Source organism: Niallia sp. FSL R7-0648, from assembly GCF_038007005.1.
In the GTDB taxonomy this organism is placed as follows: domain Bacteria; phylum Bacillota; class Bacilli; order Bacillales; family Cytobacillaceae; genus Niallia; species Niallia circulans.
Map to the genome: position 1 here is coordinate 999,992 of NZ_JBBOWE010000002.1, position 22,594 is coordinate 1,022,585.

18 protein-coding genes are annotated in these 22,594 nt (G+C 36.0%); 9 read left to right on the top strand and 9 right to left on the bottom strand.

Features of this window, described 5'->3' with window-relative positions; translation table 11 throughout:
- The first annotated feature begins 2 nt into the window (after window positions 1-2).
- The 3 genes from NSQ89_RS24920 (at window position 3) to NSQ89_RS24930 (ending at window position 1,413) form a co-directional block, all read left to right on the top strand.
- Window positions 3-287 (top strand): DNA-directed RNA polymerase subunit beta, encoded by a 285-nt coding sequence (locus tag NSQ89_RS24920; protein WP_061800824.1) that lies wholly within the window; start codon window positions 3-5, stop codon window positions 285-287.
- A 205-nt stretch (window positions 288-492) separates the two neighbouring features.
- A complete protein-coding gene (fabZ, locus tag NSQ89_RS24925; protein WP_047942697.1) occupies window positions 493-930 on the top strand; it encodes a 3-hydroxyacyl-ACP dehydratase FabZ in 438 nt (145 codons plus the stop codon).
- Window positions 931-1,107: 177 nt separating this feature from the next.
- The gene (locus NSQ89_RS24930; RefSeq protein WP_047942696.1) at window positions 1,108-1,413 is read left to right on the top strand and encodes a hypothetical protein; all 306 of its coding nucleotides are present in this window, start codon (window positions 1,108-1,110) and stop codon (window positions 1,411-1,413) included.
- 73 nt (window positions 1,414-1,486) lie between these two features.
- Here NSQ89_RS24930 and NSQ89_RS24935 read toward each other — a convergent pair whose 3' ends face one another.
- Entirely contained in the window at window positions 1,487-1,921 is a 435-nt protein-coding gene (locus NSQ89_RS24935; RefSeq protein ID WP_047942694.1) for a YwpF family protein, read from the bottom strand.
- 517 nt (window positions 1,922-2,438) lie between these two features.
- Here NSQ89_RS24935 and NSQ89_RS24940 point away from each other — a divergent pair.
- Entirely contained in the window at window positions 2,439-6,233 is a 3,795-nt protein-coding gene (locus NSQ89_RS24940; protein WP_341133416.1) for a S8 family serine peptidase, read from the top strand.
- A gap of 158 nt (window positions 6,234-6,391) precedes the next feature.
- Here NSQ89_RS24940 and NSQ89_RS24945 read toward each other — a convergent pair whose 3' ends face one another.
- Entirely contained in the window at window positions 6,392-9,238 is a 2,847-nt protein-coding gene (locus NSQ89_RS24945; RefSeq protein WP_341133417.1) for a DEAD/DEAH box helicase, read from the bottom strand.
- On the bottom strand, window positions 9,225-10,838 hold the full coding sequence (locus tag NSQ89_RS24950; RefSeq protein WP_047942690.1) for an SWIM zinc finger family protein: 1,614 nt from the start codon (window positions 10,836-10,838) through the stop codon (window positions 9,225-9,227). The genes NSQ89_RS24945 and NSQ89_RS24950 overlap by 14 nt, the downstream gene beginning before the upstream one ends.
- 290 nt (window positions 10,839-11,128) lie before the next feature.
- Between NSQ89_RS24950 and NSQ89_RS24955 the strand changes: the two genes are divergently transcribed.
- Complete coding sequence (locus NSQ89_RS24955) at window positions 11,129-11,335, top strand: hypothetical protein (protein WP_095322034.1); 207 nt, start codon at window positions 11,129-11,131, stop codon at window positions 11,333-11,335.
- A 27-nt stretch (window positions 11,336-11,362) separates the two neighbouring features.
- On the opposite strand, the gene NSQ89_RS24960 is transcribed toward NSQ89_RS24955, so the two are convergent.
- The 3 genes from NSQ89_RS24960 to NSQ89_RS24970 form a co-directional block, all read right to left on the bottom strand.
- Window positions 11,363-12,442: a C40 family peptidase gene (locus tag NSQ89_RS24960; RefSeq protein ID WP_341133418.1), complete on the bottom strand. Its 1,080-nt coding sequence runs from the start codon at window positions 12,440-12,442 to the stop codon at window positions 11,363-11,365.
- Between the two features lie 321 nt (window positions 12,443-12,763).
- Window positions 12,764-13,645, bottom strand: a complete 882-nt coding sequence (locus NSQ89_RS24965) for a helix-turn-helix domain-containing protein (protein ID WP_235850438.1) — start codon at window positions 13,643-13,645, stop codon at window positions 12,764-12,766.
- Between the two features lie 378 nt (window positions 13,646-14,023).
- Window positions 14,024-14,404 carry a thiol-disulfide oxidoreductase DCC family protein gene (locus tag NSQ89_RS24970; protein ID WP_061800821.1) on the bottom strand — a complete coding sequence of 127 codons (381 nt, stop codon included), beginning with the start codon at window positions 14,402-14,404 and terminating at the stop codon, window positions 14,024-14,026.
- A gap of 235 nt (window positions 14,405-14,639) precedes the next feature.
- Here NSQ89_RS24970 and NSQ89_RS24975 point away from each other — a divergent pair, with 235 nt between their 5' ends.
- Both NSQ89_RS24975 and NSQ89_RS24980 read left to right on the top strand, forming a co-directional pair.
- Window positions 14,640-16,640 carry a penicillin-binding transpeptidase domain-containing protein gene (locus NSQ89_RS24975; RefSeq protein ID WP_341133419.1) on the top strand — a complete coding sequence of 667 codons (2,001 nt, stop codon included), beginning with the start codon at window positions 14,640-14,642 and terminating at the stop codon, window positions 16,638-16,640.
- Between the two features lie 314 nt (window positions 16,641-16,954).
- Window positions 16,955-18,370: a SpoVR family protein gene (locus NSQ89_RS24980; RefSeq protein WP_047942681.1), complete on the top strand. Its 1,416-nt coding sequence runs from the start codon at window positions 16,955-16,957 to the stop codon at window positions 18,368-18,370.
- A gap of 46 nt (window positions 18,371-18,416) precedes the next feature.
- Here the strand turns inward: NSQ89_RS24980 and NSQ89_RS24985 are convergent, their stop codons facing one another.
- Together NSQ89_RS24985 and NSQ89_RS24990 are read right to left on the bottom strand one after the other, a co-directional pair.
- Complete coding sequence (locus tag NSQ89_RS24985; protein WP_341133420.1) at window positions 18,417-19,559, bottom strand: anti-sigma factor; 1,143 nt, start codon at window positions 19,557-19,559, stop codon at window positions 18,417-18,419.
- Entirely contained in the window at window positions 19,552-20,049 is a 498-nt protein-coding gene (locus tag NSQ89_RS24990; RefSeq protein WP_341133421.1) for a sigma-70 family RNA polymerase sigma factor, read from the bottom strand. Before NSQ89_RS24990 ends, NSQ89_RS24985 begins: the two co-directional genes overlap by 8 nt.
- A gap of 136 nt (window positions 20,050-20,185) precedes the next feature.
- Between NSQ89_RS24990 and NSQ89_RS24995 the strand changes: the two genes are divergently transcribed.
- Window positions 20,186-21,208 carry a homoserine dehydrogenase gene (locus NSQ89_RS24995; protein WP_047942677.1) on the top strand — a complete coding sequence of 341 codons (1,023 nt, stop codon included), beginning with the start codon at window positions 20,186-20,188 and terminating at the stop codon, window positions 21,206-21,208.
- 39 nt (window positions 21,209-21,247) lie between these two features.
- On the opposite strand, the gene NSQ89_RS25000 is transcribed toward NSQ89_RS24995, so the two are convergent.
- Complete coding sequence (locus NSQ89_RS25000) at window positions 21,248-21,436, bottom strand: aspartyl-phosphate phosphatase Spo0E family protein (protein ID WP_047942675.1); 189 nt, start codon at window positions 21,434-21,436, stop codon at window positions 21,248-21,250.
- A 686-nt stretch (window positions 21,437-22,122) separates the two neighbouring features.
- Here NSQ89_RS25000 and NSQ89_RS25005 point away from each other — a divergent pair.
- Window positions 22,123-22,407 carry a TMEM164-related integral membrane acyltransferase gene (locus tag NSQ89_RS25005; RefSeq protein ID WP_235844543.1) on the top strand — a complete coding sequence of 95 codons (285 nt, stop codon included), beginning with the start codon at window positions 22,123-22,125 and terminating at the stop codon, window positions 22,405-22,407.
- Window positions 22,408-22,594 lie beyond the last annotated feature (187 nt).

A 22,594-nucleotide genomic window follows, 5' to 3' on the forward strand; every position in this document is an offset into this window, starting at 1 on the left:
TGATGGCATTAAATAGCAGTAGTCAAGAAATGGTTAAGACAAGAGAACAGGTTAAAAAAGATCAAAAAGAGAAGAATAATCCAGAAGAGAAAGCTTCTCCTAAACAGAAGATTAGAGTTCGTCTGTTTCCTATATGGCTACGTATTGTTGTCATTATTTTAGTAATGGCTGTAAGTGTTCTAGCTGGAGCCGTTGTCGGTTATAGTGTAATGGGAAACGGAAAAGCAACGGATACCTTTAAAAAAGATACCTGGATGCATATTGTTAATTTGATAAATGAAGAGTAAAGAAGATGGGAATTTGTAAAAATAATTACAGATTCCTTTTTTGCTGGTGTGCTGGAATGATCAAATTAACGAAATAGCTGTTCAGGATGATAGCTAGAACAACTATTTTAAAAAACATCTTAAAAAAGGAGGGGATATCCCTTCCTTTTTCATAGCTTTTTTTAGTACAATATAATATAACCACATATTAGTAGGAGGTCACAAAATGTTAGATATTAATCAAATTAAAGAAATAATTCCTCATCGATATCCATTTTTATTAGTAGATAGAATTTTAGAAGTGGAAGAAGGTAAAAAAGCTGTAGGTATTAAAAATGTATCGGCAAATGAAGAATATTTTAATGGGCATTTCCCTGAATACCCAGTTATGCCAGGTGTATTAATTGTAGAAGCATTGGCGCAAGTAGGAGCGGTTGCCATGTTGATTAAGGAAGAGAATAAAGGAAGATTAGCTTTCTTTGCTGGAGTAGATAACTGCCGCTTTAAAAAGCAAGTGTTTCCAGGAGATCAGCTGCGACTAGAAGTAGAAATGACAAGACTACGTGGCAACTTTGGAAAGGGAAAATGTGTAGCTACTGTTGATGGTGAAATTGCCTGTGAAGCAGAAATTATGTTTGCCCTTGGAGATAAGAAAGAAGCATAAAAAGGCAGAAAGAAGAGGTGTCTGTTTAAACGAGCAGCTTCTTCTTTTTTTCTTTACAACATTGTTTATTATTGGAATTGAATAATAAGGCGTAATAATTTTCTTTTCTTGGATAACCTAATAACTGACCAAATGAATGGTCATGAATGATACTTATCAAGAAAAGGGGTATAACGAATGACTAAATGGATGAAGTTATTAGGAGTTTCAGCGTTATCTGCTATGCTGTTAACTGCTTGTGGTAATGATGATGATAATCAAAGTCCTCCACCGGATGATGATACCACAATCGAAGATAAAGACTTAGATACGAATGACGTTGTTCCAGACAGAGGTACTGATCTGGATAATGACAACGAACCAGATGTACCAGATGAAAATAAAGATGATGATCTAGATCCAACAAAGGATGATAATGATCCTGGTGAAGATATGATCGAAGATAAAGATGATATGAAAGACAAAGACGATATAGATCGATAAAGAGCCTATATGTTCAGAATCTCAAGGTTATTCCAGGCCTTGAGATTCGTCTATTCAATAGTTCTCCTGCAACCTACAGCTTCTTCTCCAAAAATGTCTGTGGCTTGCTTTGCATCAGCTCAGTAAATTTATTCGATAATTTTTTCCCTTCATAGCCTTCTTCGATTAGATATTGGAGCAATAGCTCTGCATAGTCTTTTCTGTCTCTTTTTAATGTTCCTTCTAAAAGAATGCTTGCTTTATCACCAAAATTTTGGATAGACAGAATCGTTACTTCAAAAGGAGCGGGATCATTTTCTTTTTTTGAGATAACAGCTTGAACAAGCAACTCCTCCTTCTTCTGAAATGCTTCATCAAGAAAAGCGATAGCAGCTAATTCTGTATAAACCTCAATTAGCCAATGATTAAAATCATCTTCTTTATTTATAATCAATCCATCAATCAATTTAATCGGCACTAGCTTTTCCTTCGTGAGAATCTGTAAAGAAATTAATTTAAAAGTTTTCACGATAATCCCTCCCCAGGCAAATTCTCCTTTTCTTTTATTATACCTTACCTTGATGAATTATCTAAGCTCTCGAATGATCCGATTGGAAAATAAGTGAATATAATTCTATTTCGTATAGTACAAAAATATTCTCCCTGCCTCCATCTGAAAACAATCTCTTTAAAAATTATATTAATAAAAGTTTGTTTTATATTGTTCACTATTTTTTTTATCTATTCTTTCTAAAAGGAGAATGTTTTATAATTTTTGCTAACATTTGCTTCTAAAAACTAGCTTTCATCACAGCCATTCATCAATAATTCCCCAAGGTGATTATATCCTGATATTGGCAGAAAAGCAGAATAACGTCAGCTCTTGGCGAAAAAGGAATAAAAATGCGATATTTACTGACTAAATTACTAGTATATACAAGAGAGAGACAGTACTTTCGTCCCTTAATAAATATAAGAATATTGTGATATTTTTATATAGTTCGATATATTCCGAAAATAAAAAAGGGGTAGAGGGGAGTTTTAACATGAAACTTAGAAAAGTATTTTTTCTAGTTATTATGCTCTGTATGCTATTTTCCAATAGTGTATTGGCAGCAACTGTACCAGATAAGGAAATTCGTAAAAAAGGAGAAGAAAACAAGCAAAATATCCAAACCATAAAGGTGGACGAGCTAGAGACCACTTATAATAAAAACGATACGGTTCGGGTAGTGGTAGAGATGAACACGGAGCCGACGGTGCAATATGCTCAAGCACAAGCAAAGCAAGTAAAAGAATTGCCTAAATCAACAAAAGAAAAATTAAAGAGCGAAAAGTTAGCAGAGCAGAAAAAAGTAAAAGAAAAAGTAAAAGCAAGAAAAGTAAAATTTAAGGAATTAGAGAATTTCACCACCATTTTTAATGGTTTTAGTGGAGAAATGAAGTACGGAGATATTGAAAAAATCGAGGAACTTCCAGAGGTAGCAAAAGTACATATTGCCACAGCTTATGAAAGACCAGAAGAAGAAGCAGACATGATATATAGTAAAGAACTTGTACAAGCTCAAGATGCTTGGCGGGATTATGGTTTTAAAGGCGAAGGAATGATTGTTGGTGTAATTGATACCGGCATTGACCCAAATCATAAGGACATGGTACTTTCTGATGAAACAGAAGAGGAATTGAGCAAGGAAGAAATTGCCCAATTTAAAAAGGAAAATGGGCTTAAAGGTAAATTTTATAGCGAAAAGGTACCATACGGATATAACTATATGGATGAAAATGACATTATTCAAGATATCGCTGAAGGGGCAAGCATGCATGGGATGCACGTCGCAGGTACTGTTGGAGCAAATGGCGATGAAGACAATAATGGGATTAAAGGAGTTGCGCCAGAGGCACAGCTTTTAGCGTTAAAGGTTTTCGGAAATGATCCAACTGTTTCGACTACTTGGGGCGATATATATATTAAAGCTATTGATGATGCGATCGTATTAGGTGCAGATGTCCTTAACATGAGTTTAGGATCTCCAGCAGGTTTTGTTGCGGCCGATGCACCAGAGCAGCAAGCTGTAGAGCGTGCTGTGGAAAATGGAATTATGATGTCTATTTCAGCTGGAAACTCTGCCCATTTTGGAAATGGCTTTGCCAATCCATCTAGCTCTAACCCTGATATTGGAGTATCTGGTTCACCAGGTGTTGCCTATGATAGTTTACAAGTTGCATCTATTGAAAATAGTTTTATAGATATTGATGCACTTTCCTATCAATATGATGGTCAGATGGAACAAGCTGGATTCCTGTCAGCAGGCAGTGTTCACCCAAATTCAGTTGCGGAAAAAACATTTAAAATTGTTTATGCTGGATTAGGGAAACCAGAAGAATTAGCCGCAGTTGATGTGAAGGATAACTATGCGCTCATCCAAAGAGGCGAAATCGGCTTCGTGGATAAAGCAATCAATGCACAGCAGGCAGGGGCAGCTGGTGTTATTATTTATAATAATACAGATGGCTTTGTTAGCATGGCAACAGATGCAAGCATTAAGATTCCTCAACTATTCTTATTAAAAACAGATGGGGATAAATTAGCAGCAGCTCTTCAAAGTGGTGAAACTATCTCGATTACATTTGATGGCAAAAAAATAACTTCCGCTAATCCAGAAGCCGGAAAAATGAGTAGCTTTTCCTCATGGGGCCTAACGAATAACTTAGACTTTAAACCAGAAATCACAGCACCAGGTGGACAAATCTATTCTACTTTAGAAAATAATCAATATGGGATGAAGAGTGGAACGTCGATGGCAGCTCCGCATGTTTCAGGGGGATCTGCCCTTGTATTAGAACGTGTAGATAATGAATTCGATGTGTCAGGCTTTGATCGAGTAAACATTACGAAAAATCTCTTAATGAACACCGCTAAACCGGTGACAGATATTGGAACAGTAAACAGTGCATTTGACTGGGAGGTACCATATTCTCCACGTCGTCAAGGTGCTGGATTAATGCAGCTGCATGCAGCATTACAATCACCTGTTATAGTAACGGAGAAGAAGACGAAAGAAGGGAAAGTAGCCTTAAAAGAAGTAGGAAACACCTTTACTTTTACTCTAGAAGCGAAAAACTATAGTGATAAGAAGGTTAAGTATGATGTGGCTGCAAATATACAAACAGACTTTGCGGCTTACGGAGAGTTAGGTTATACTGCTAATCTATTAGAAGCACAGAAGATTTTGGATGCAAAGATAAAAGTAAATGATAAGAATGAAACAACGATAAGCATTCCTGCCAACAAAAGCAAAAAAATTAAAGTATCTGTTGATTTAACAAATGCAAAAGTAATTGATCCTTCTCAAACAGGCAGTTGGGAAACACCTGTAGCGATTGATCGCGTATTTGAAAATGGCTATTTTGTGGAAGGGTATGTAACATTAACAGATCCTCAGGAAACAAATGCAACATTAACCGTGCCGTATGTTGGATTTAAAGGTGACTGGAACAAAGCACCCATTTTAGATGGGATGAAATATGATGAGACATCTTTCTATGGCATGGCTGGAGCGGTGACAAAAGAAGGAGAAGACTTCCTATACCTTGGATATGATCCGATTACAAGTAAGTTTACAAAAGAAGGAATTGCCATTTCTCCAAATAATGATGGAGTCCAAGAAGAAATAATTCCGGTTCTATCGTTTTTAAGAAATGCAAAGAAAGTTCAATTCTCTATTGTTGATAGTAAGGGGAAAACCGTAAGGACATTACGTACACAAGAAGAAATTAGAAAGAATTACTATGATGGCGGCAAAGGAACAAAATATGTTCTTGATTCCAATTGGGCATGGGATGGAAAAGTGAATGGAAAGCTAGTGGAAGGGCAATATTTCTACCGCGTTAGTGCAACCCTTGACTATAAAGGTGCAAAACCACAGATAGTAGATATTCCGGTTATTGTTGATACAGTAAGTCCAACTGTTGAAGTGGACTTAGCAGAAGATAATAAAGTATTGGAAATTGCTGCGTCTGATGATGAAAATGGCTCTGGGATTTCTTATTTAGATATTTTAGTAGATGGGAAATCAGTTGTAACTACTCCAGTCAGCGGTGAAACAACTGAATTTACTTTGCCGAATGAAGTAAAACCAGGTACATCTGTAACAGTTGTTGCGTATGATTATGCTGGCAATAAAGAGGAAGCAAGTGTGGTTGCCGAAGAAGAGAAGAAGGATACAACTATTCCCGTAATCTCTTTAGCGACCCCAGAAGCTTTAGAGGTGTATGGAGAAAAAGAAGTGGTATTTAGTGGAACAATCAAGGATGAATCGGACCTTAAAGAATTTACGATTGGCGGTCAAAAAGTAGACACTGTTTATAATGAGGAGAAAGAAGAATATACCTTTAATACAGTCATTCCTTATGAAAATGGCGTTCATTCTGTTGAAATCAAAGCAATAGACAGTGCTGATAATACAGCAGTCTTTAAACGAAGCTTTATCGTTGATGCTGAAGCACCCGTCATCTCCTTCAAAGGGCTTTCTGGCAATCGAATCGTAAATAGCAATGGCAAAAATCCAACTGTACATGTAACAGTAAAGGATAATTTTGATGATATTCAATTAGCTCTAAATGGAAGTGAGCTTTATTATCAGACATTTAAAGAGCCATATGCTATGAGAAGTTTAGAAAAAACAATCAAGAAAGTGGAATTAGACTTAGAAAATGGCTTAAATGAATTTGAATTCACAGCAACCGATTTAGCTGGCCATAAAACAACGAAAACTGTTTATTTCTATAAGATGACTAAACAAGAAAATCGAAAAGATATTAAAGTCCCAGAGGATAAATAAACAAACCGATCTAAAAAAGAAGACGAGAAACAGGTTGAGACATAAGTATTTCAATCAAAGATAAACCCCAGCAAGGATACCGAGTAATTCATATCCTTGCTGGGGTTTTTATTCATGTCTTCTGTATTATCCATTTGGTTCTGTTCTCTGCTAGCACCCTATAAGGCTGCTGGGTTTTCATTCAATGACACCAAATCCCTTAATTCATCTGTTGTTAACTCGGTCATCCAATTTTCGTTTTGGATAATTTGGTCATTTAGTGATTGTTTCTTTTCCAGCATCGCATCAATTTTTTCCTCTAATGTTCCTGTACAAATCAGCTTATGAACATGAACAAAACGAGTCTGGCCAATGCGGTATGCACGGTCTGTCGCCTGATTTTCTACAGCAGGATTCCACCAGCGATCATAATGAATAACATGGTTGGCAGCTGTTAAATTTAATCCTGTTCCTCCAGCCTTTAAGGAAAGGAGGAAAATCGGAAATTCTCCAGCTTGGAATTGCTCAATTAAGCGATCACGTTGTTGCTTGGACATACTGCCATTTAAGAATGGAACGTCGATGCTGAACTTTTTCTTCATCATTTCCTGAATCATATGTCCCATTTCAATATATTGTGTGAAAATAAGGCAGCTTTCACCTCTCTCTAAAATCGTATCGGTCAGTTCTGCCAACTTCTCCATTTTTACTGATCGATCAATTAAGCTAGTAGGTGCTTGCTCTTTTAAGTAAAGGGCAGGATGATTGCATAACTGCTTTAATTTACTTAACATCTGTAGGACAAGACCTTTCCGCTCGAATCCAGAGAGCTGCTCAATTTGGGCAAATGTATCGGTAACTAATTGTTCATATAAGGCAGCCTGCTCCGTTGTTAAAGGACAATATTCCTTTTGCTCCAGTTTATCAGGGAGATTCAAGGCAACCTCTTCATCCTTTTTCGTTCTTCTTAATAAGAATGGACGAATCAGTGTCTGCAATTGCTGGATTTGTTCCGGTTTATTTTCCCTTTCAATCGGAATAACAAAGCGCTTTTGAAATTGTCCGAGGCTACCTAAATAACCGTGATTAGTAAAATCAAAAATAGACCAAAGCTCATTGAGACGATTTTCCATCGGTGTTCCAGAGAGCGCAATATAATGTGCTCCCTTTAATTTTCTCACAGCTCTTGATTGCTTTGTCTGCGCATTTTTGATATTTTGGGCTTCATCGATTGCAATGGTACTCCATGTGAGTTCTTCGAAGCTTTGCTTATCGATATGTGTTAATCCATAAGAGGTTAAGACTACATCTGCTTCGTGTACTCTATTTAAAAAGGCCTCATCTTTTAAGCGATTAGCTCCATAATGGAGATATACATTTAAATCAGGTGCGAATCGCTCTAACTCCTTTTGCCAGTTGCCGAGGACAGAAGTAGGACAAATGATAAGAGCTGGTGTTGTTAGTTCTGCTTCTGTTTCTTTCACTTTTAATAAATAAGAAATAAGCTGAACTGTTTTTCCTAGTCCCATATCGTCTGCTAAAATGGCTCCAAATCCAAACTTTCTTAAGAAGAGAAGCCAGCTCATCCCAAGCACTTGATAAGCACGTAAATCGCCTAAAAAGCTGTGTGGAACTTCTTCTAATGGCAGATTTTTTACTTCTTTTAATTGATGAATCATCGTTCTCCATTGTCTATTTAGGTCGATTTGGATTCTTGCAAATGTTTTCGGATTCTCTAGCTCATCATTTTGTTGTTCTTCCGCTTGCATTAACTCTTGCTCAATAATATCGCGGACATGCAAACCTTCTTTTTCAGCTTTTTTCATTAAATCCTGTATTTGCCGAATAAAAGCGGGATCTAATTTAATCCAACGACCTTTAATAAAGACAAGACGGCGTTTTTCCTCCACTAATTTATTGAATTCATCTTCAGAGAGGGTGACGCCATTCATAGAAAAGCGCCAATTATAATCCAGCATTGCCTGTAGCCCTACAAAGGATGGACGATGACTTGTACTCGAAACCTTTGCTTTCACTTTCAAGTTGGCTGACTTCATTGCTTGCCACCAAGAAGGAAGAAGAATATCCACTCCAAGGGCAAGGAATGTTTCACTAGCTTCTGATAAAAAAAGCCAAGCTTCTTCTTCTGTTAATTGATTGGTTATCCCGCTTTTTCCTTTTAGCCATGGGAAAAGCAGGAGCCAGCGCTGTTGTTCTTCCTCAATATAGGAGGTAAAGTTTAACCACTTCTTCGGCATATTACTTTCATCATGTATATCCACAACGAGATCAGGATTTTCCTTTGATCGTAAAAATATATCCAAATCCCAAGTTGTATCGATTTCAGTTGGTTCTTCCAGACGGATTCCTAGCGTGAATGGATAGTCTGTTTCTTTTAACCCCATCCATTCCTGCCATTTATCTTCAGTGAAATAAGCAGCCAGCTGCTCGGAAGGAATATTTGCATTCTTTAATGTTTGGATTCTTGCATGGAAATTTTGTTTTGTCTCTTGATGATCTTCCAAATAATGATTGAGCGAATGCTGGAACCATTGCTGGATAAAATCGTTATTTGTTTGACCTGCCAACTCATCGTGAAGTTCCATTTCCCAAAAGCTCGGATCAAATTCATCCATGATACGATTGGGCAGGGACCATTGGAAATTGCCAACCTCCCATTGGCTGAAATCCGGTATCCATTCTTTATGTTTAATAGCTTCCAAAATACTTGGGGCAGCAGCAAGACAAACCTGTGCAGTATCATTCCAATCCCAATCTACATAACGATTAAACCCTTCAGTAGCAAGCAAAGTCACCAACTGCCAGCCACTTAATAATACGCCTTCTATTTCATCAATTGTTACAGTATCTAGGATAGTTCCATAATAGCTCTCTTGATGCTGCTGAAAAAGAAGTTTTTTCCAATAATTAGGATATAGATAGCGATTCTCTATTTCTCCTGTTAAAAAAAATCCTCTATTCTCATAGTAATGAACATTTATTTTTAGATAGTTAGTTTTCAGCATGGATTAACTTTCCCTTTCTACATTCTTCATGAAAGGCTCTTAATCGTTTCGTACGTTCTAAGATAACCAATAAGAATTGCTCGAATTCGGTTTGTTTTTTCAGCTTTTTATAAAGGGTACGCAGTTTTTTTAACTGACGGACAGCGATTCGATAATGCTCTCTATTTTTCCCTTCGATATGTTCTTGAATCGAACGATGATATAAGGAAAGCAATAATGATTGATCATATTCCTGCAGCGTTTTTATTTGTTCTTTGTGAAGATGATCTAGTCCATATCCCATCATGGTAAACAGATCCATCCATTTATCAAATTGTTTCTTCTCATACAGAAAATCCTCATATTTGCGGTAGCTATATGGAAGTGTATGAATATATGCTTTTTCAAGTAAGTCTTCTTTATTCATAGCTAGGCAATAAGGGAGAATCGCTCGGATTGCCATCTGTGTAAATTCGTAGCAATAATCGTCATCATCATCTGTACATATATAATTTTTCAGCTCTTGAATAAATGCTGGTATATATAAATCCATTCTTTTCCAAGCTTTGCGACTCGATAAATAATCAATCCAATAAAGCATATACGAAGTAACTTGTGTATCAAGTGATTGAATGATTTTAAGGGCATTCTCATCTTTTTGAAGAAGGATTTCTAGATGAATCATGGCAATTTTTTCGGAAAAGCTTGGGTCGCTGTTCGCTGACAATTGTGTCAATTCATCCTGTCTCCATTTTTTCGTGGCGAAAAGATCCGTCCACATTAAGCGATAAAGCTGAATACACTCAAATGCTAATATTGGCTGGATGGTAAGAATTGCTCGTATATCATCCTTTAGACTAATTAAAAAATCGTCAAACGCAAATGGAAAGGTAAAGTTTGATAATTTATAGAGGTTATCCTCGATGCTATTCATTAAATCATGAAAAAGATGTCGATAATAGCGATTGATTGTTTGTGTATTATGATCTAGTTTTTTACTAACTATTAATAATTGTTTAAAAGTAAATACATGGGCGATAACTAAATAAAGGAGCTTCCACTCTGTTTGGAGAGGAGTAGCTGCTTTTATTTTTCGTATATAAATATAATACGTTTCCGCAATCAGATATGGTTTGTTATGATTTGTCTCCATAAGGGATTGAAAACTCTTTTCCAATGTTTCAATCCAATCTGTATAATTTGGCTCTTTGTCTTCTTTTTCCTTCAGTAAGTCACTTGCTCGCATAATACCGAGATTTTTTAACATTTCCGCATTCTCAATTGGTTTACGCCAATTTTCCAACCAAGTGGACACTTTCCCAACTTGTGCAAGTAAATAGAAAAATAGAGCGAGCTGATGGCGACAAAATCCTTCTGCGTGACAAGTACAAGAGCTCTGTTGAACATAATCCAAATCTAAAGTGGCCCTTACAGGCGTTACATCTTGGATCATTCCCGTCACCAATTCATTGGAGAACTTGACCTGATAGACAAAGCTTTGTCTGTATAGAAGCAGTCCCTTTTCCACAACCTTTTTCATTTGGGGATCATTTGCATCCAATAAATTCATTAAGTTTTCTGCGCAAAAATTCACTGGCTCCAAATACTTTTCTAGAAGCATAATGTATCCCTCCCATATTGGTAAATCGATTAATTTTGCTTAAAGATGTGCTCTAAGAAGTAGAGGCACCAAAAAAGTCCATTCTTTAATTATAACGCTTTTTGAATAGAGATGGTAGAGGACAGAAGAAGTGAAGTAAAAGAGCGTAATTGGATACTAGTTTTGAAGTAACGAATATAGGGAATGAAGAGAATAGACAATGAAAGTAGGAAAAAATATACGCAGTTTGGTAAAAGCTCGGCGCTGAATGGTGCGAGATTGGAAGATATATTAGCAAAATGGAGGAATATTTGTGCCATGGTAAGGGTATATCAGCCAAAGTAGTGGAGATATCAGCCAAAACGAGGAGTAAATCAGCCAAAGTAGTGGGTATATCAGCCAAAACAAGGAGTAAATCAGCCAAAGTAGTGGGTATATCAGCCAAAACGGGGAGTAAATCAGCCAAAGTAGGGATATATCAGCCAACCCCAAAGCATACAAAAAAGACTGCCCGCTAAATAGACAGCCCTTTCTATTATTATCTGTTAATATAAACGTTTAAAACTATCAAAATGCTCTTTATAGTATGAGTTATCTAAACTTGTAACACGAACGCCGCTTGAGTCAGCGTGAATAAATTCATTGTTGCCAATATAAATACCTAAATGAGAGATACCTTGTTTGTAGGTATTTTTAAAATAGACAATATCTCCAACAGCTGGAACATCTATATAATAGCTGCGGTCATAGTAGCCTTCAGCAGAATAACGTCCAATTGATTTACCGCTTTGATTTAACACATAGTAAACAAATCCGCTGCAATCAAACCCTGCAGTAGTTGAGCCTGCCCAAACATGTGGAATGCCAACTAGACTTTTAGAGACCGAAACGACTTTGGAAGCATAGGATTGTCCATTGTTTCCATTAGAAATAAGAGTCGGTTTATTAGAAGAGGGATTAGTATTTCCAGTGTTAGTTATCTTTTCAGAAGCAGTAACCTTCAATTTTTGTCCTGGGAAAATCAAATCAGAATTTAGATTATTTAATTGCTTTAGTTGGCTTACAGACATTTTATACGTAGAAGCAATTTTACTTAAAGTATCTCCGCTTTTAATCGTATAAGTTCCTGTAGAAGCAGTTGTAGTTTCCTTTACAGCTGTATTGCTGTTACTTCCAGAGTTACTAGACGGGTTGGAATTAGCATTTCCAGGTTTGGAAACATATAAAATATCACCAGGATAGATAAGCGAAGAGGATAGATTGTTCCATTGCTGTAACTCTCCTAAAGAAATAGAATGCTGATTTGCTATTTTAATAAGGGAATCTCCTGAAACAACTTTATATGTCTTGGCACTTGAGCTTGTCTTCGTAGAAGTTTTACTAGCGTTAGTTGTATTGCTGCTAGATTTTGAATCATCGCCAATAGATAATTCTTGATTGATTAAAATAAGGTCTGAGGAAAGATTATTTTGCGACTTTATGTCATTAACAGTCGTATTGAATTTCTTCGCAATCTGTCCTAAAGTATCCCCTTTTTTCACTACATAAGTACTAGCAGAGGCATTCGCTGCGAAAGTGGTTGACAGAATAGCCGTAGTTGCCAATACTGTGACTTTCTTCTTCATTTTTTATCACTCACTCCTAATGATTAAACTATAGTATATCTATCTTACCATAACCTATCAGACTATTGACCTTTTATTTTAATAAAATTGATAACGTTTTACGAAAATAGGTAATTATTCATAGAATCTTATCATTAGGACATTAGTTGCTGGAGATGAAACTGATTGTATAAACAGGGAATAACTAACTAGGTATATATGCGGATAGCATAGAGGTGATGGAAAGTGATCGTTATCCCCGCTTAAGAAAAAAGATGCCCCCAACTATTTCACGATTCGTAGGGGAGAATAGTTGGAGGACATCTTTATATAATACATATATTATGTTTGCCAGCTACGGATTTTTCCTTCGATATAATCCGTATATCGATGATCTTTTACTAATTGGAAAATCATTAGTGCATCTTGCATATAAGGAATAGCTAGGTCAAAATTCTTTTGTAATTCATAGTTATATCCGATATGATAGTGAAAGTGAGCCAGCAAATAAAGGTTATCCTGTTGTATCGCCCAATCAATCCCTTCCTTACAATAAGTAATGGATGCATCAAACATGGATTGATCTGTTAAGGATTTCGCGATATTAAAATATAATCTGCTTTTAATCGTATCATCCTTTAAATAGGGAAGCTGGTTGATCGCTTTAAATGCTTGTTCATAAATGGTCAAGGAATCATCAATAAATCCTTCTTCATAGTGAAAGATTCCTTTACTAATAAAGATTTCTATTTCTCTTTCTGTGAAGACAGTGTCAAAGGTAAGTTCAATTGCTTCATTAATAAGCTTTACTGCTCGATTAAAATCACGGTCGATTTCAAATACATAAATTGCCTTATGCCAAAGCAGCAATTGATAGTTTTTTTTATGGTGCGTAAATAAAGGATTTTTTTCTTCTGCTTTTACAATTTGTTTTATTGTATGATAATCAGTATTCCTTCTAGCTGCTTTTAATTGCCGAAAAGTTTCTTCCACATAATCTAGTCTGGGGGTCGTACCAATATCGAAGAAGTAATTTACGTCTACTCCCAATCGCCTAGAAATAAGATAAAGAGTAGAAGACAATGGAAGTACTTCTCCTTTTTCAATCTTGCTTATTTGCGCTTGTGTACAAATATTGTGAGAAAGTTCCTTTTGTGATAGTCCCATTTGCTTTCGTAATTCCTTGATTTTTTCCCCAACCGCTGAAAAATTCAATCGCTTCACTCCTACATAGAAAAGCTCACCTTTTTTTAATGATATTCCTAAAGTTATATTTTTGAAGATTTTTGCAAAAAAACAGTGCTAAATGCCTTAAAATGCCGAAATTTACTTTGAAATCAAGAATTCATCTATCTTAATAATATGATTTAATTGTTTTTACTGCAATATATTAAGAATATTTTTGCTATTTTTAGAAGTGCCCACCTACGCCTTCTAATTATTCGCATAATAAAACTTAATTGAGCATTTTTAATAGAAATTTTGAGATTTCTATTAAACCCCAATATCTGTTTTACGAGTAGTCCTTTTATCTCCAATTTTCTGCCGTTTTCTGATGAGAAAGCGGTCTTTTTTATTCGAAAAGGCAAGAATGTGAGGGAACTATAAAAAGCGCTTCTTCATTTCTTCTGTTGGAAGCATACAGGAATCCTGTTTGCCAAACCATTTATAACGATTTCTAGCAATAATTCGATAAAGAGGGTCTCTGATGAAAGGCGGGATTACTTTTAAAATAGCTAGAAGCTTCCATCCACCTGTAAGATGGCTGCAAATTTCTAAAGCGGCATCCGATTCTAAATAGTATCTATCTTCTTTTAAAAGGATAACACTATCAACCTCAGATAAATGATATTTATTCAATAGATTTCTTCCAGTTTCGCTCTGTAAGGAAGCAAAGAAAAATTGGTTATGTGGATCTCTTTTAATAATAAATTGCACACTTTTGTTGCATAAATTACAAACCCCATCAAATAACACAATCATCTATATCCCCCCTTAGTCTGTATTTTAGCAAATGGTGAAGCAAAAGTATGTTAAAAACGATCTGTAATTTTTTCAATTGGTCTTCGTAATAAAGTTATTATTTTGTCAGAAAGGTAATAATATACAGGATGCAGGAAAGAAAAAATAAAAAAATGACTATTTTGTATGTAATTCTTTTTCCGTTTTTATGAAAAAATGGTACGCTAGTAGTAGTAGATTAGAAGGGGAGATAGGAATGAAAAAGAGATGGATGCTTTTACTGATATTTGTATTGATAGCAGTGGTAACAGGGTGCAATAAGAATGATCCTACCCCAGATGAACGGCTATCACAATATATAAAACTGTGGAATGACGAAAAATTCAAAGAAATGTATGCTTTCTTATCAACAGAAGCAAAGAAAAATGTTTCGAAAGAAGAATTTGTTTCTAGATATGAAAAAATTTACAAAGACTTAAGTATTAAAGATTTAGAGATAACATATAAGAAACCTTCAGACGACGAAAAATTTGATAAAGTAGAGAAAGCAGAAATTCCATTTTCGGTTAAAATGAACAGTATGGCAGGAGAAATCAGTTTTGATAATCAGGCCACGCTTGTAAAAGAAGAGCGAGACAAAGACGAGAATTGGTATATAAATTGGGATACTACTTATATATTTTCTGAGTTAGGTCCTGATGATAAAATTTCGGTCAACACGATTCCAGCAGAACGCGGTAGTATTGTGGATAAAAATGAGAATCCGATGGCCATGAATGGAGTTATTTATGAAGTTGGGCTGGTTCCAGAACAAATGGGAGACAATCCAGATGCTGTCATAAGTAATCTAGCAAAGCTTTTAGATATTAAAAAAGAAACAATAGAGAAAGCGATCCAAGCAGATTGGGTTCAACCGAGCTTTTTTGTTCCAATAAAGAAAGTTGCCACAGGAGATCGTGCTTATTTAGATAAACTCTTTGCATTACCTGGTGTGCAGAAGCAAGATACCAAAGGAAGAATTTATCCATTTGGCGAAAGTGCTGCCCATTTAATTGGCTACATTGGCAGCATCACAGCAGAAGAGCTAGAGGAGAATAAAGGGAAGGGTTATTCAAGCACAGATGTAATTGGAAAAAGAGGCTTAGAGCAAGTGCTGGAGGAACGATTGAAAGGCGCGAATGGCGAAGAAATTTCTATTAAAAAAGCCGACGGCAGTACAGTTACTTTAGCGAAAAAAGATGTGAAGAATGGTGAAAATGTAAAGTTAACAATCGATGCAGACTTGCAAAAGGAAATATATGAAAAAATGGATGGCGAAGCAGGTGCAGCTACAGCTATTAATCCGCAAACAGGGGAAACACTTGCGTTAGTCAGCAGTCCCGCATTTGATCCAAACAAGATGATTGTTGGCCTGACAACGTCTGAGAAGGAAGCATATGATAATAATAAGCTAGATCCTTTTACCAATCGCTTTAAAAATAAATATGCTCCTGGTTCTGTTATGAAGCCGCTTGTAGCAGCTGCTGCATTAACAGAGGGCGTCATTACTCCTGAACAGGAAAGAAAGATTACCACTAAGAAGTGGCAGAAGGATAAATCTTGGGGCGGTTATTATGTCACAAGAGTGCATACAAGCTCAGAGCCTGTAAATCTGGCGGATGCTTTGATATATAGTGATAATATTTACTTTGCGCAGACAGCACTTGATTTAGGTAAAGATAAGTTTGCAGCAGAACTAAAAAAATTCGGGTTTGAAGAACCGTTTACTTATGCTTACCCAATTGAAACATCCACCTATGGCAAATTAGATACAGAGCAGCTTTTAGCAGACTCAGGATATGGCCAAGGGCATGTGGAAATGAGTGTGATTCATCTTGCGACAGCATACACACCATTTGTTAACGGTGGAAATCTAATAACACCTGTATTATTAGATAGTGAAGAGAAGAGTAAGGTTTGGAAAGAAAAAATCATGGACGAATCAGTAGCCAACACCATTTCTGATGACTTACAACAGGTTATTGAAAGTCCTCACGGTACAGCACGTGCCGGAAAAATAAGCGGGAAAACATTCGCAGGAAAAACAGGTACAGCTGAATTAAAAGAAAAGCAAGGCGAAAAGGGAACAGAAAACGGCTGGTATGTTACCTATGATAAAGGCAATAAGAACCTCTTGATTGCAATGATGATGGAAAGCGTACAAGATAAAGGCAGCTCTGGATACGTTGTGAAAAAGGTAAAAGAGATAATAGAATAAAGAGAAAAGGAGTGTTCTGTGGGAATGCTCCTTTTTTTTCATAAAAGTAGACAGGAAGGATTAGGGAGGGGCAACAGGTGGGATGAAAGCTAAAAAGTAGAAGGAGTGACAGAAAAAATGCGTTCATACCCGTGATGAAAGCCAATATCCAGCTAGTCCAACAAAAACAGCATCATACTTACTCCAAAATCATTTCGCCAACACCTACACAAGCAATAAATAAAAGATCTATCCAATTCAATTTCTATTCAATTTACTCATGATTCCGTTTTTTTTTTCATACATTAGTTTAAACGGTGAAAGGAGAGAGCGGAATGAATGAGGTAGAACAAAAGGAATTGGAATATGCCATTGCAGAAATCACCGAGATTGCTACTGGATTTGGACTAGACTTTTATCCAATGAGATATGAAATTTGTCCTGCGGATATCATTTATACATTCGGTGCTTACGGAATGCCTACTCGATTTTCCCATTGGAGCTTCGGAAAGCAATTTCATAAAATGAAATTACATTATGATTTAGGCCTATCCAAAATATATGAATTAGTCATTAACTCAAATCCTTGTTATGCTTTTTTGCTTGATAGTAACTCCTTAATAAATAATAAGCTTATCGTTGCCCATGTTTTGGCACACTGTGATTTCTTTAAAAATAATGTTCGATTTCAAAATACCAAACGAGAAATGGTGGAAAGTATGGCCGCAACTGCTGATCGAATTCGTCAATATGAAATCAAATACGGGAAGCAGGAAGTGGAAACGTTTTTGGATGCGGTATTAGCCATTGATGAACATATTGACCCAAGCTTGATGAGACCTAAATTAGCTTGGTCCATGGACGATGTAGAATTTGTGGAGGAAGAGGAACCAACAAGTACACCTTATGATGAATTATGGGGATTGGACGACCGAAATAAACCAAAGAAGCCGAAGAAAAAAGTAGCCAAGAAATTCCCGCCCCAGCCAGAGAAGGATTTACTACTTTTTATTGAAAACTTCAGTCGAGAGCTTAGCGACTGGCAAAGGGATATTTTAACCATGATGCGCGAAGAAATGCTTTATTTCTGGCCACAGTTAGAAACAAAGATCATGAATGAGGGCTGGGCATCCTATTGGCATCAGCGGATTGTTCGAGAATTAGATTTAACAAGTGCGGAAGCCATTGAATTTGCAAAGCTGAATGCTGGTGTAGTACAGCCGTCTAAAACGGGCATTAACCCCTATTATCTAGGTTTAAAGATATTTGAAGATATCGAGGAACGCTATAATAATCCAACAGAAGAAATGAAGCAAAGAGGTGTTAAACCAGGATCAGGGCGAGAAAAAATGTTTGAAGTTCGGGAAATAGAATCAGATATTTCTTTTCTGAGAAACTATTTAACCAAAGATCTTGTCATGAGAGAAGATATGTATTTGTTCCAAAAGCAAGGAAGAGATTATAAAATTGTCGACAAGGCATGGGAACAAGTCCGGGATCAATTAGTGAGCATGCGCGTTAATGGGGGTTTCCCATATATTACAGTCAATGATGGTGATTATAATAAAAATGGAGAGCTGTACTTAAAGCATGGCTTCGAGGGAATTGAATTAGACTTGAAATATTTAGAAAAGGTTCTTCCGTATATTCATCAATTATGGGGAAGAGGCGTGCATATGGAGACGGTAGTAGAAGATAAACCGCTTCTTTATAGCTATGATGGAAAAGCGCTGCATCGGAAGTATTTATAGGAGAAATAGACCCACAGAGCTTTATTGAGTCCTGTGGGTTCGTCTTTTATTCATCCCAATTCCAAAAAGCTATATCATCTATACTAATTTCCTTTATCCAGCTTTCTTTTTTTAACTTGAGTATTTCTTCTGTAGGACCAGTAATAACAACCCCATAATGATTAATACCATTTTTTTTCATATAAGCAATTCGTTTATTTAATTCTAAATGACCAAAATAAAAATTCTCCGCCTTTTTTTCATACGGTTCTAGAAATGTAAGTGTTTTTAGAAACTGTTTATGCAGAATCTCCGCATCTCCTACTGTATACTCTGGCGAACTAGAGGAGCTAGATTCAATGGAAAACCAAAAGTTTCCTTCTTTTTTGGTTGAATCTGTGATCATATCATCATCATGCCAAATAGGGTTATTAGGAAAGCCAATTGGATCTATACCAAATTCGTCTCTATTCTCTACCCCTGTATCAACAGCAAACCAGATAATTTCTATATTTCTATCTTTTAAATAATCAAACACTTTATTTGTTGATAATAATTCAGAGAAGGACAAATAAACAGACGCTACAGTGCCATTCTTTACTTTTTCTAGTCGCTTCCATTCCGATGGGGATGACTCTTTTGGTAAAAAGGAAAAGGAGGCTTGTTGTTGGGAGATGACTCCCTGTGTTTTCTTTTCAGGCATTCCCATGAGTGAAAAGAAAAATTTTGTTTTATACTCCCCCGTTTTATAGATTTCATCCCCGACTTTTTTTTCAATATCTGTTGTTGTTTCCAGTCCAAAGTAAGGCTTTGTAGCTGCACTTGTTCCACTGTACTGCCCATAGGGATCTGTTACAGTAAGGGTTAAATCAATAATGTTTCGGTATACATCTGTTCTATCAGGGGTGCCCCAAGCGTAATAAACAGCAGTGAAAATGGAAGAAAGAATGGTGAAAAGAATGATTAGTCCTAATGCAGTGAGTGCTGTTTGAAATCGGGCCATCCACTTTCCTCTTCTTACTATTCTTCTTTGTTTTTTTGAATCAATCAGGAGTGGTGCGGCTTGATGATGATTGCTCATTTCTGCTTCCTCAAAAACTTGAAAATATTGCTCCATCTTTTCTAAATCTTTCTCTATTTCTGCTGCTTCCTCTTTTGAAAGTTCCCCATTTTTATATGCTTCTAACCTTTTTTTGTACTCTTCACTCACGAATTTGTTTCCCCCTCTGTCTTATTGTTTGTCTCCCTCGGAAGAGTAAAACTTTAAAGTAGGTTGGACTAACGTTCATTACCATGGCACCTTCCTCTGTTGTAAGTTCTTGGAAGTCTGCTAGTAATACGGCCATCCTTTGTTTTTCAGGCAATACTTTTAGCATGTTTATCACTCTTTGAATTTCTTCTTTTAATAAGACTGTCTCCTCTGTTCTTTGCGCGTTATCCATCTTTTCTTGAAAGAAATCATTCTCTTTGACTACTAGTCGCTTATTTTTTCGAAACTGATCGATAAAAACGTGATACGCCACCGTGAAAAGCCAGGCCTTCACATTTTTTCCTTGGAAAGTTTCCAGATAGAGATGTGCTCTGAAAAATGTCTCTTGAACTAAGTCTTCTGCAGAATGATGATTATGGCAGAGTGAAAGGAGAAAATAATAAATATCATTAAAATAAGTTTGATAAATAGAATCAATTGAATCCTTCATCTTCGCCCCCTATCACTTATAACACGTTTAATGAGATGAAAAGTTACAGTGAAAAATATTTAATCCAAAATAAAGGGAATATAACAGAAAAAAAAGAAGTCTATAGCAAGAATAAAAGAAAGGAATAGTTGAAACAATGAAACAAAAAAGGATAATCGTTACGGGATATGGCACAGTCGGGAAGGAATTTATCGAATTATTGTATCGGAAAAAAGAACTGTTCCTAAAACAATATCATACAGAATTGATGGTAACTGGAGTAGTTGGATCTGTAGGGATGGTCTATGAATCGGAAGGATTGGATTTATCTATACTGCATCAGCTCCCAACAGGTTCGATTGGGATTTCGCAATATGCTAGTATGAAAGATTTAGTGCTTGAATCTCCAGCCATTAAAGGAGATATTCTTGTAGAGTGTACTCCTACGAATATAGAAACAGGCGAACCAGCCCTTTCTTACATAAAAAAAGCGCTCGAGGCAAATATGGATATTGTATCTGTCAGTAAGGGGGCGCTTGTTCATTGCTTGCCAGAATTACTGGCCATTGCCAAAGGGAAAGGATGTCATATTAAGTATAGTGGAGCTACGGCAGCAGCGCTGCCTACATTAGATATCGGTGAATTTAGTTTGGCAGGCAGTACCATTCAATCGATAAAAGGGATTCTAAATGGAACATCCAATTTCATCCTGACAAGTATGTCAGAGGGGAACCTGACTTTTGAAAAAGCATTACAGTTAGCACAGGAAAATGGAATTGCGGAAAAAAATCCTGAGTTAGATATTAAAGGGTTGGATAGTGCATGCAAAATATTGCTGTTAGCAAATGGTTTACTTCATACGAATCTAACTTTAGAAGATGTGGATATCGATGGCATCGACAAGATTACCAAAGCAGATATACAGCGTGCCAAAATAAATAGCTGTGAGTGGAAGTTAATTGCAACAGCGAAAAAGCAACGAGATAAGTTTATCTTACAAGTAAAACCTGAAATGATTCCTCCTGAAAATCCGTTAATCCATGTAAAGGGAACAAATAAAGGAATCTTGTTTGAAACGGAAGAAATGGGAGCCATTTGCTGTGTTGGCGGTGCGTCACATCCGAGAGGCGCAGCAGCAGCAGCGATGAAAGATATGATTAATCTTATTCGGCAGGAATAAATGTAGAAGAGGATTTGCAGGAGGACTATGTATATTTGTCTATTTTTGAGCCAGTTTTTTCTGATACATGACAATATATGTATCTAGCAGTTCACTTATTTGAATGGTATTGGGATCATCTAATCCTTTTTCAATCCCATATTTAAGCAATTGTATTTTTAAAGAATCGATTGTGTCCATAAGTTCACAAACGTTTTCTATATTCATTCGAGAAAGTACCATTATCATTTAAAGCTCCTATATTTTATAGATTGCTTTATTATTTTACCAAATTAAATTGGAAAAAATAAGTACTTTTTCTATTAAATTTACAAAAATGTAGGAGAATGACTTGTTGAATAATTTTCCTTTTTTGCGAGAAGAAAAGCGATATCTAATCATTTCACCTAAAAGGGAGTCTGGAGGATACGATGATTTTTTAATGATGAAAAATCATCGTATCCTTCAGATTATTTTTCCGAAGCAAGATTAAATAAATATTCAAGGTAGGATTCTAATTCGAATTTATCTTTGTCAATAAAATCGGTCATTGCAGTATTTGTTTGTAGTTTCATCATAATCCTCTCCTTCAAAAATGGTTTTTTCTTTTCAGTAGTATTTGTCTATAATATTCCCAAACTATTAAACTTTTATACATAGTTTTTAAAAATAATTTGGAAAAAGTTTTTTTTCGGAAAATATCAGAAAGGAGAATGGTGGTAAGGAAGGGATGGTACGGCCATCTTTATGATGATTTCCCCTTTGAATTATTTTCTGTTTCTCTTCTCATCATGATAGGTATTCTTATAATAGGGGGAATTTTACTTGCTTTTTTTCGGAATAACATCCAAATGATCATTTTTTTAGTCTACTTTCTTTGTATTGTTACTTGGTTTAGAGGTGATGTATGATTATTGGATGTATAAGGATGGATGATGGGATGCTTCTTTATACTGCCGTTCCATCTGTGTTCTATTAGCTTAGTGCTTTGTTTGCTGCTTCTAATTACAAAATGGGAGTTTGTTTTTCAAGTTGTCTATTTTTTCGGCATGATTGGCGCATTGATGGCTATTTTCACACCAGAGTTATTTATAGGTTATCCCCATTTCCGCTATTTTCACTTTTTTGTTACGCACATTCTTATTATATGGACTTGTCTTTATTTTGTGCTTGTCCACCAATATAAACCGACTAAAAAGGGTTCGTTTTGTCCTAAATAGCAGTGCAGTGCTTGCGTGGATTATTAATACTTATACAGACGGTAATTATATGATTGATTATTTAGTTCATATAACATACTTGATCTTGGGACAGTCGCCTTTTTTTATTTTCTGTTTTGTTTATTTCCTTTCGATGGAAAAGGGAAAGCAAGGATAATAAAAAAGACTGCTTCTTAGTGGGGAAGAA

What these genes read in the sequence shown, in the direction of transcription:
- fabZ (WP_047942697.1), top strand. Translation starts at nt 493, where the DNA reads ATGTTAGATATTAATCAAATTAAAGAAATAATTCCTCATCGATATCCA.
- NSQ89_RS24980 (WP_047942681.1), top strand. Translation starts at nt 16,955, where the DNA reads ATGAATGAGGTAGAACAAAAGGAATTGGAATATGCCATTGCAGAAATC.
- NSQ89_RS24920 (WP_061800824.1), top strand. Translation starts at nt 3, where the DNA reads ATGGCATTAAATAGCAGTAGTCAAGAAATGGTTAAGACAAGAGAACAG.
- NSQ89_RS25000 (WP_047942675.1), bottom strand. Translation starts at nt 21,436, where the DNA reads ATGATAATGGTACTTTCTCGAATGAATATAGAAAACGTTTGTGAACTT.
- NSQ89_RS24990 (WP_341133421.1), bottom strand. Translation starts at nt 20,049, where the DNA reads ATGAAGGATTCAATTGATTCTATTTATCAAACTTATTTTAATGATATT.
- NSQ89_RS24930 (WP_047942696.1), top strand. Translation starts at nt 1,108, where the DNA reads ATGACTAAATGGATGAAGTTATTAGGAGTTTCAGCGTTATCTGCTATG.
- NSQ89_RS25005 (WP_235844543.1), top strand. Translation starts at nt 22,123, where the DNA reads ATGGGATGCTTCTTTATACTGCCGTTCCATCTGTGTTCTATTAGCTTA.
- NSQ89_RS24940 (WP_341133416.1), top strand. Translation starts at nt 2,439, where the DNA reads ATGAAACTTAGAAAAGTATTTTTTCTAGTTATTATGCTCTGTATGCTA.
- NSQ89_RS24960 (WP_341133418.1), bottom strand. Translation starts at nt 12,442, where the DNA reads ATGAAGAAGAAAGTCACAGTATTGGCAACTACGGCTATTCTGTCAACC.
- NSQ89_RS24950 (WP_047942690.1), bottom strand. Translation starts at nt 10,838, where the DNA reads ATGCTTCTAGAAAAGTATTTGGAGCCAGTGAATTTTTGCGCAGAAAAC.
- NSQ89_RS24945 (WP_341133417.1), bottom strand. Translation starts at nt 9,238, where the DNA reads ATGCTGAAAACTAACTATCTAAAAATAAATGTTCATTACTATGAGAAT.
- NSQ89_RS24975 (WP_341133419.1), top strand. Translation starts at nt 14,640, where the DNA reads ATGAAAAAGAGATGGATGCTTTTACTGATATTTGTATTGATAGCAGTG.
- NSQ89_RS24970 (WP_061800821.1), bottom strand. Translation starts at nt 14,404, where the DNA reads ATGATTGTGTTATTTGATGGGGTTTGTAATTTATGCAACAAAAGTGTG.
- NSQ89_RS24995 (WP_047942677.1), top strand. Translation starts at nt 20,186, where the DNA reads ATGAAACAAAAAAGGATAATCGTTACGGGATATGGCACAGTCGGGAAG.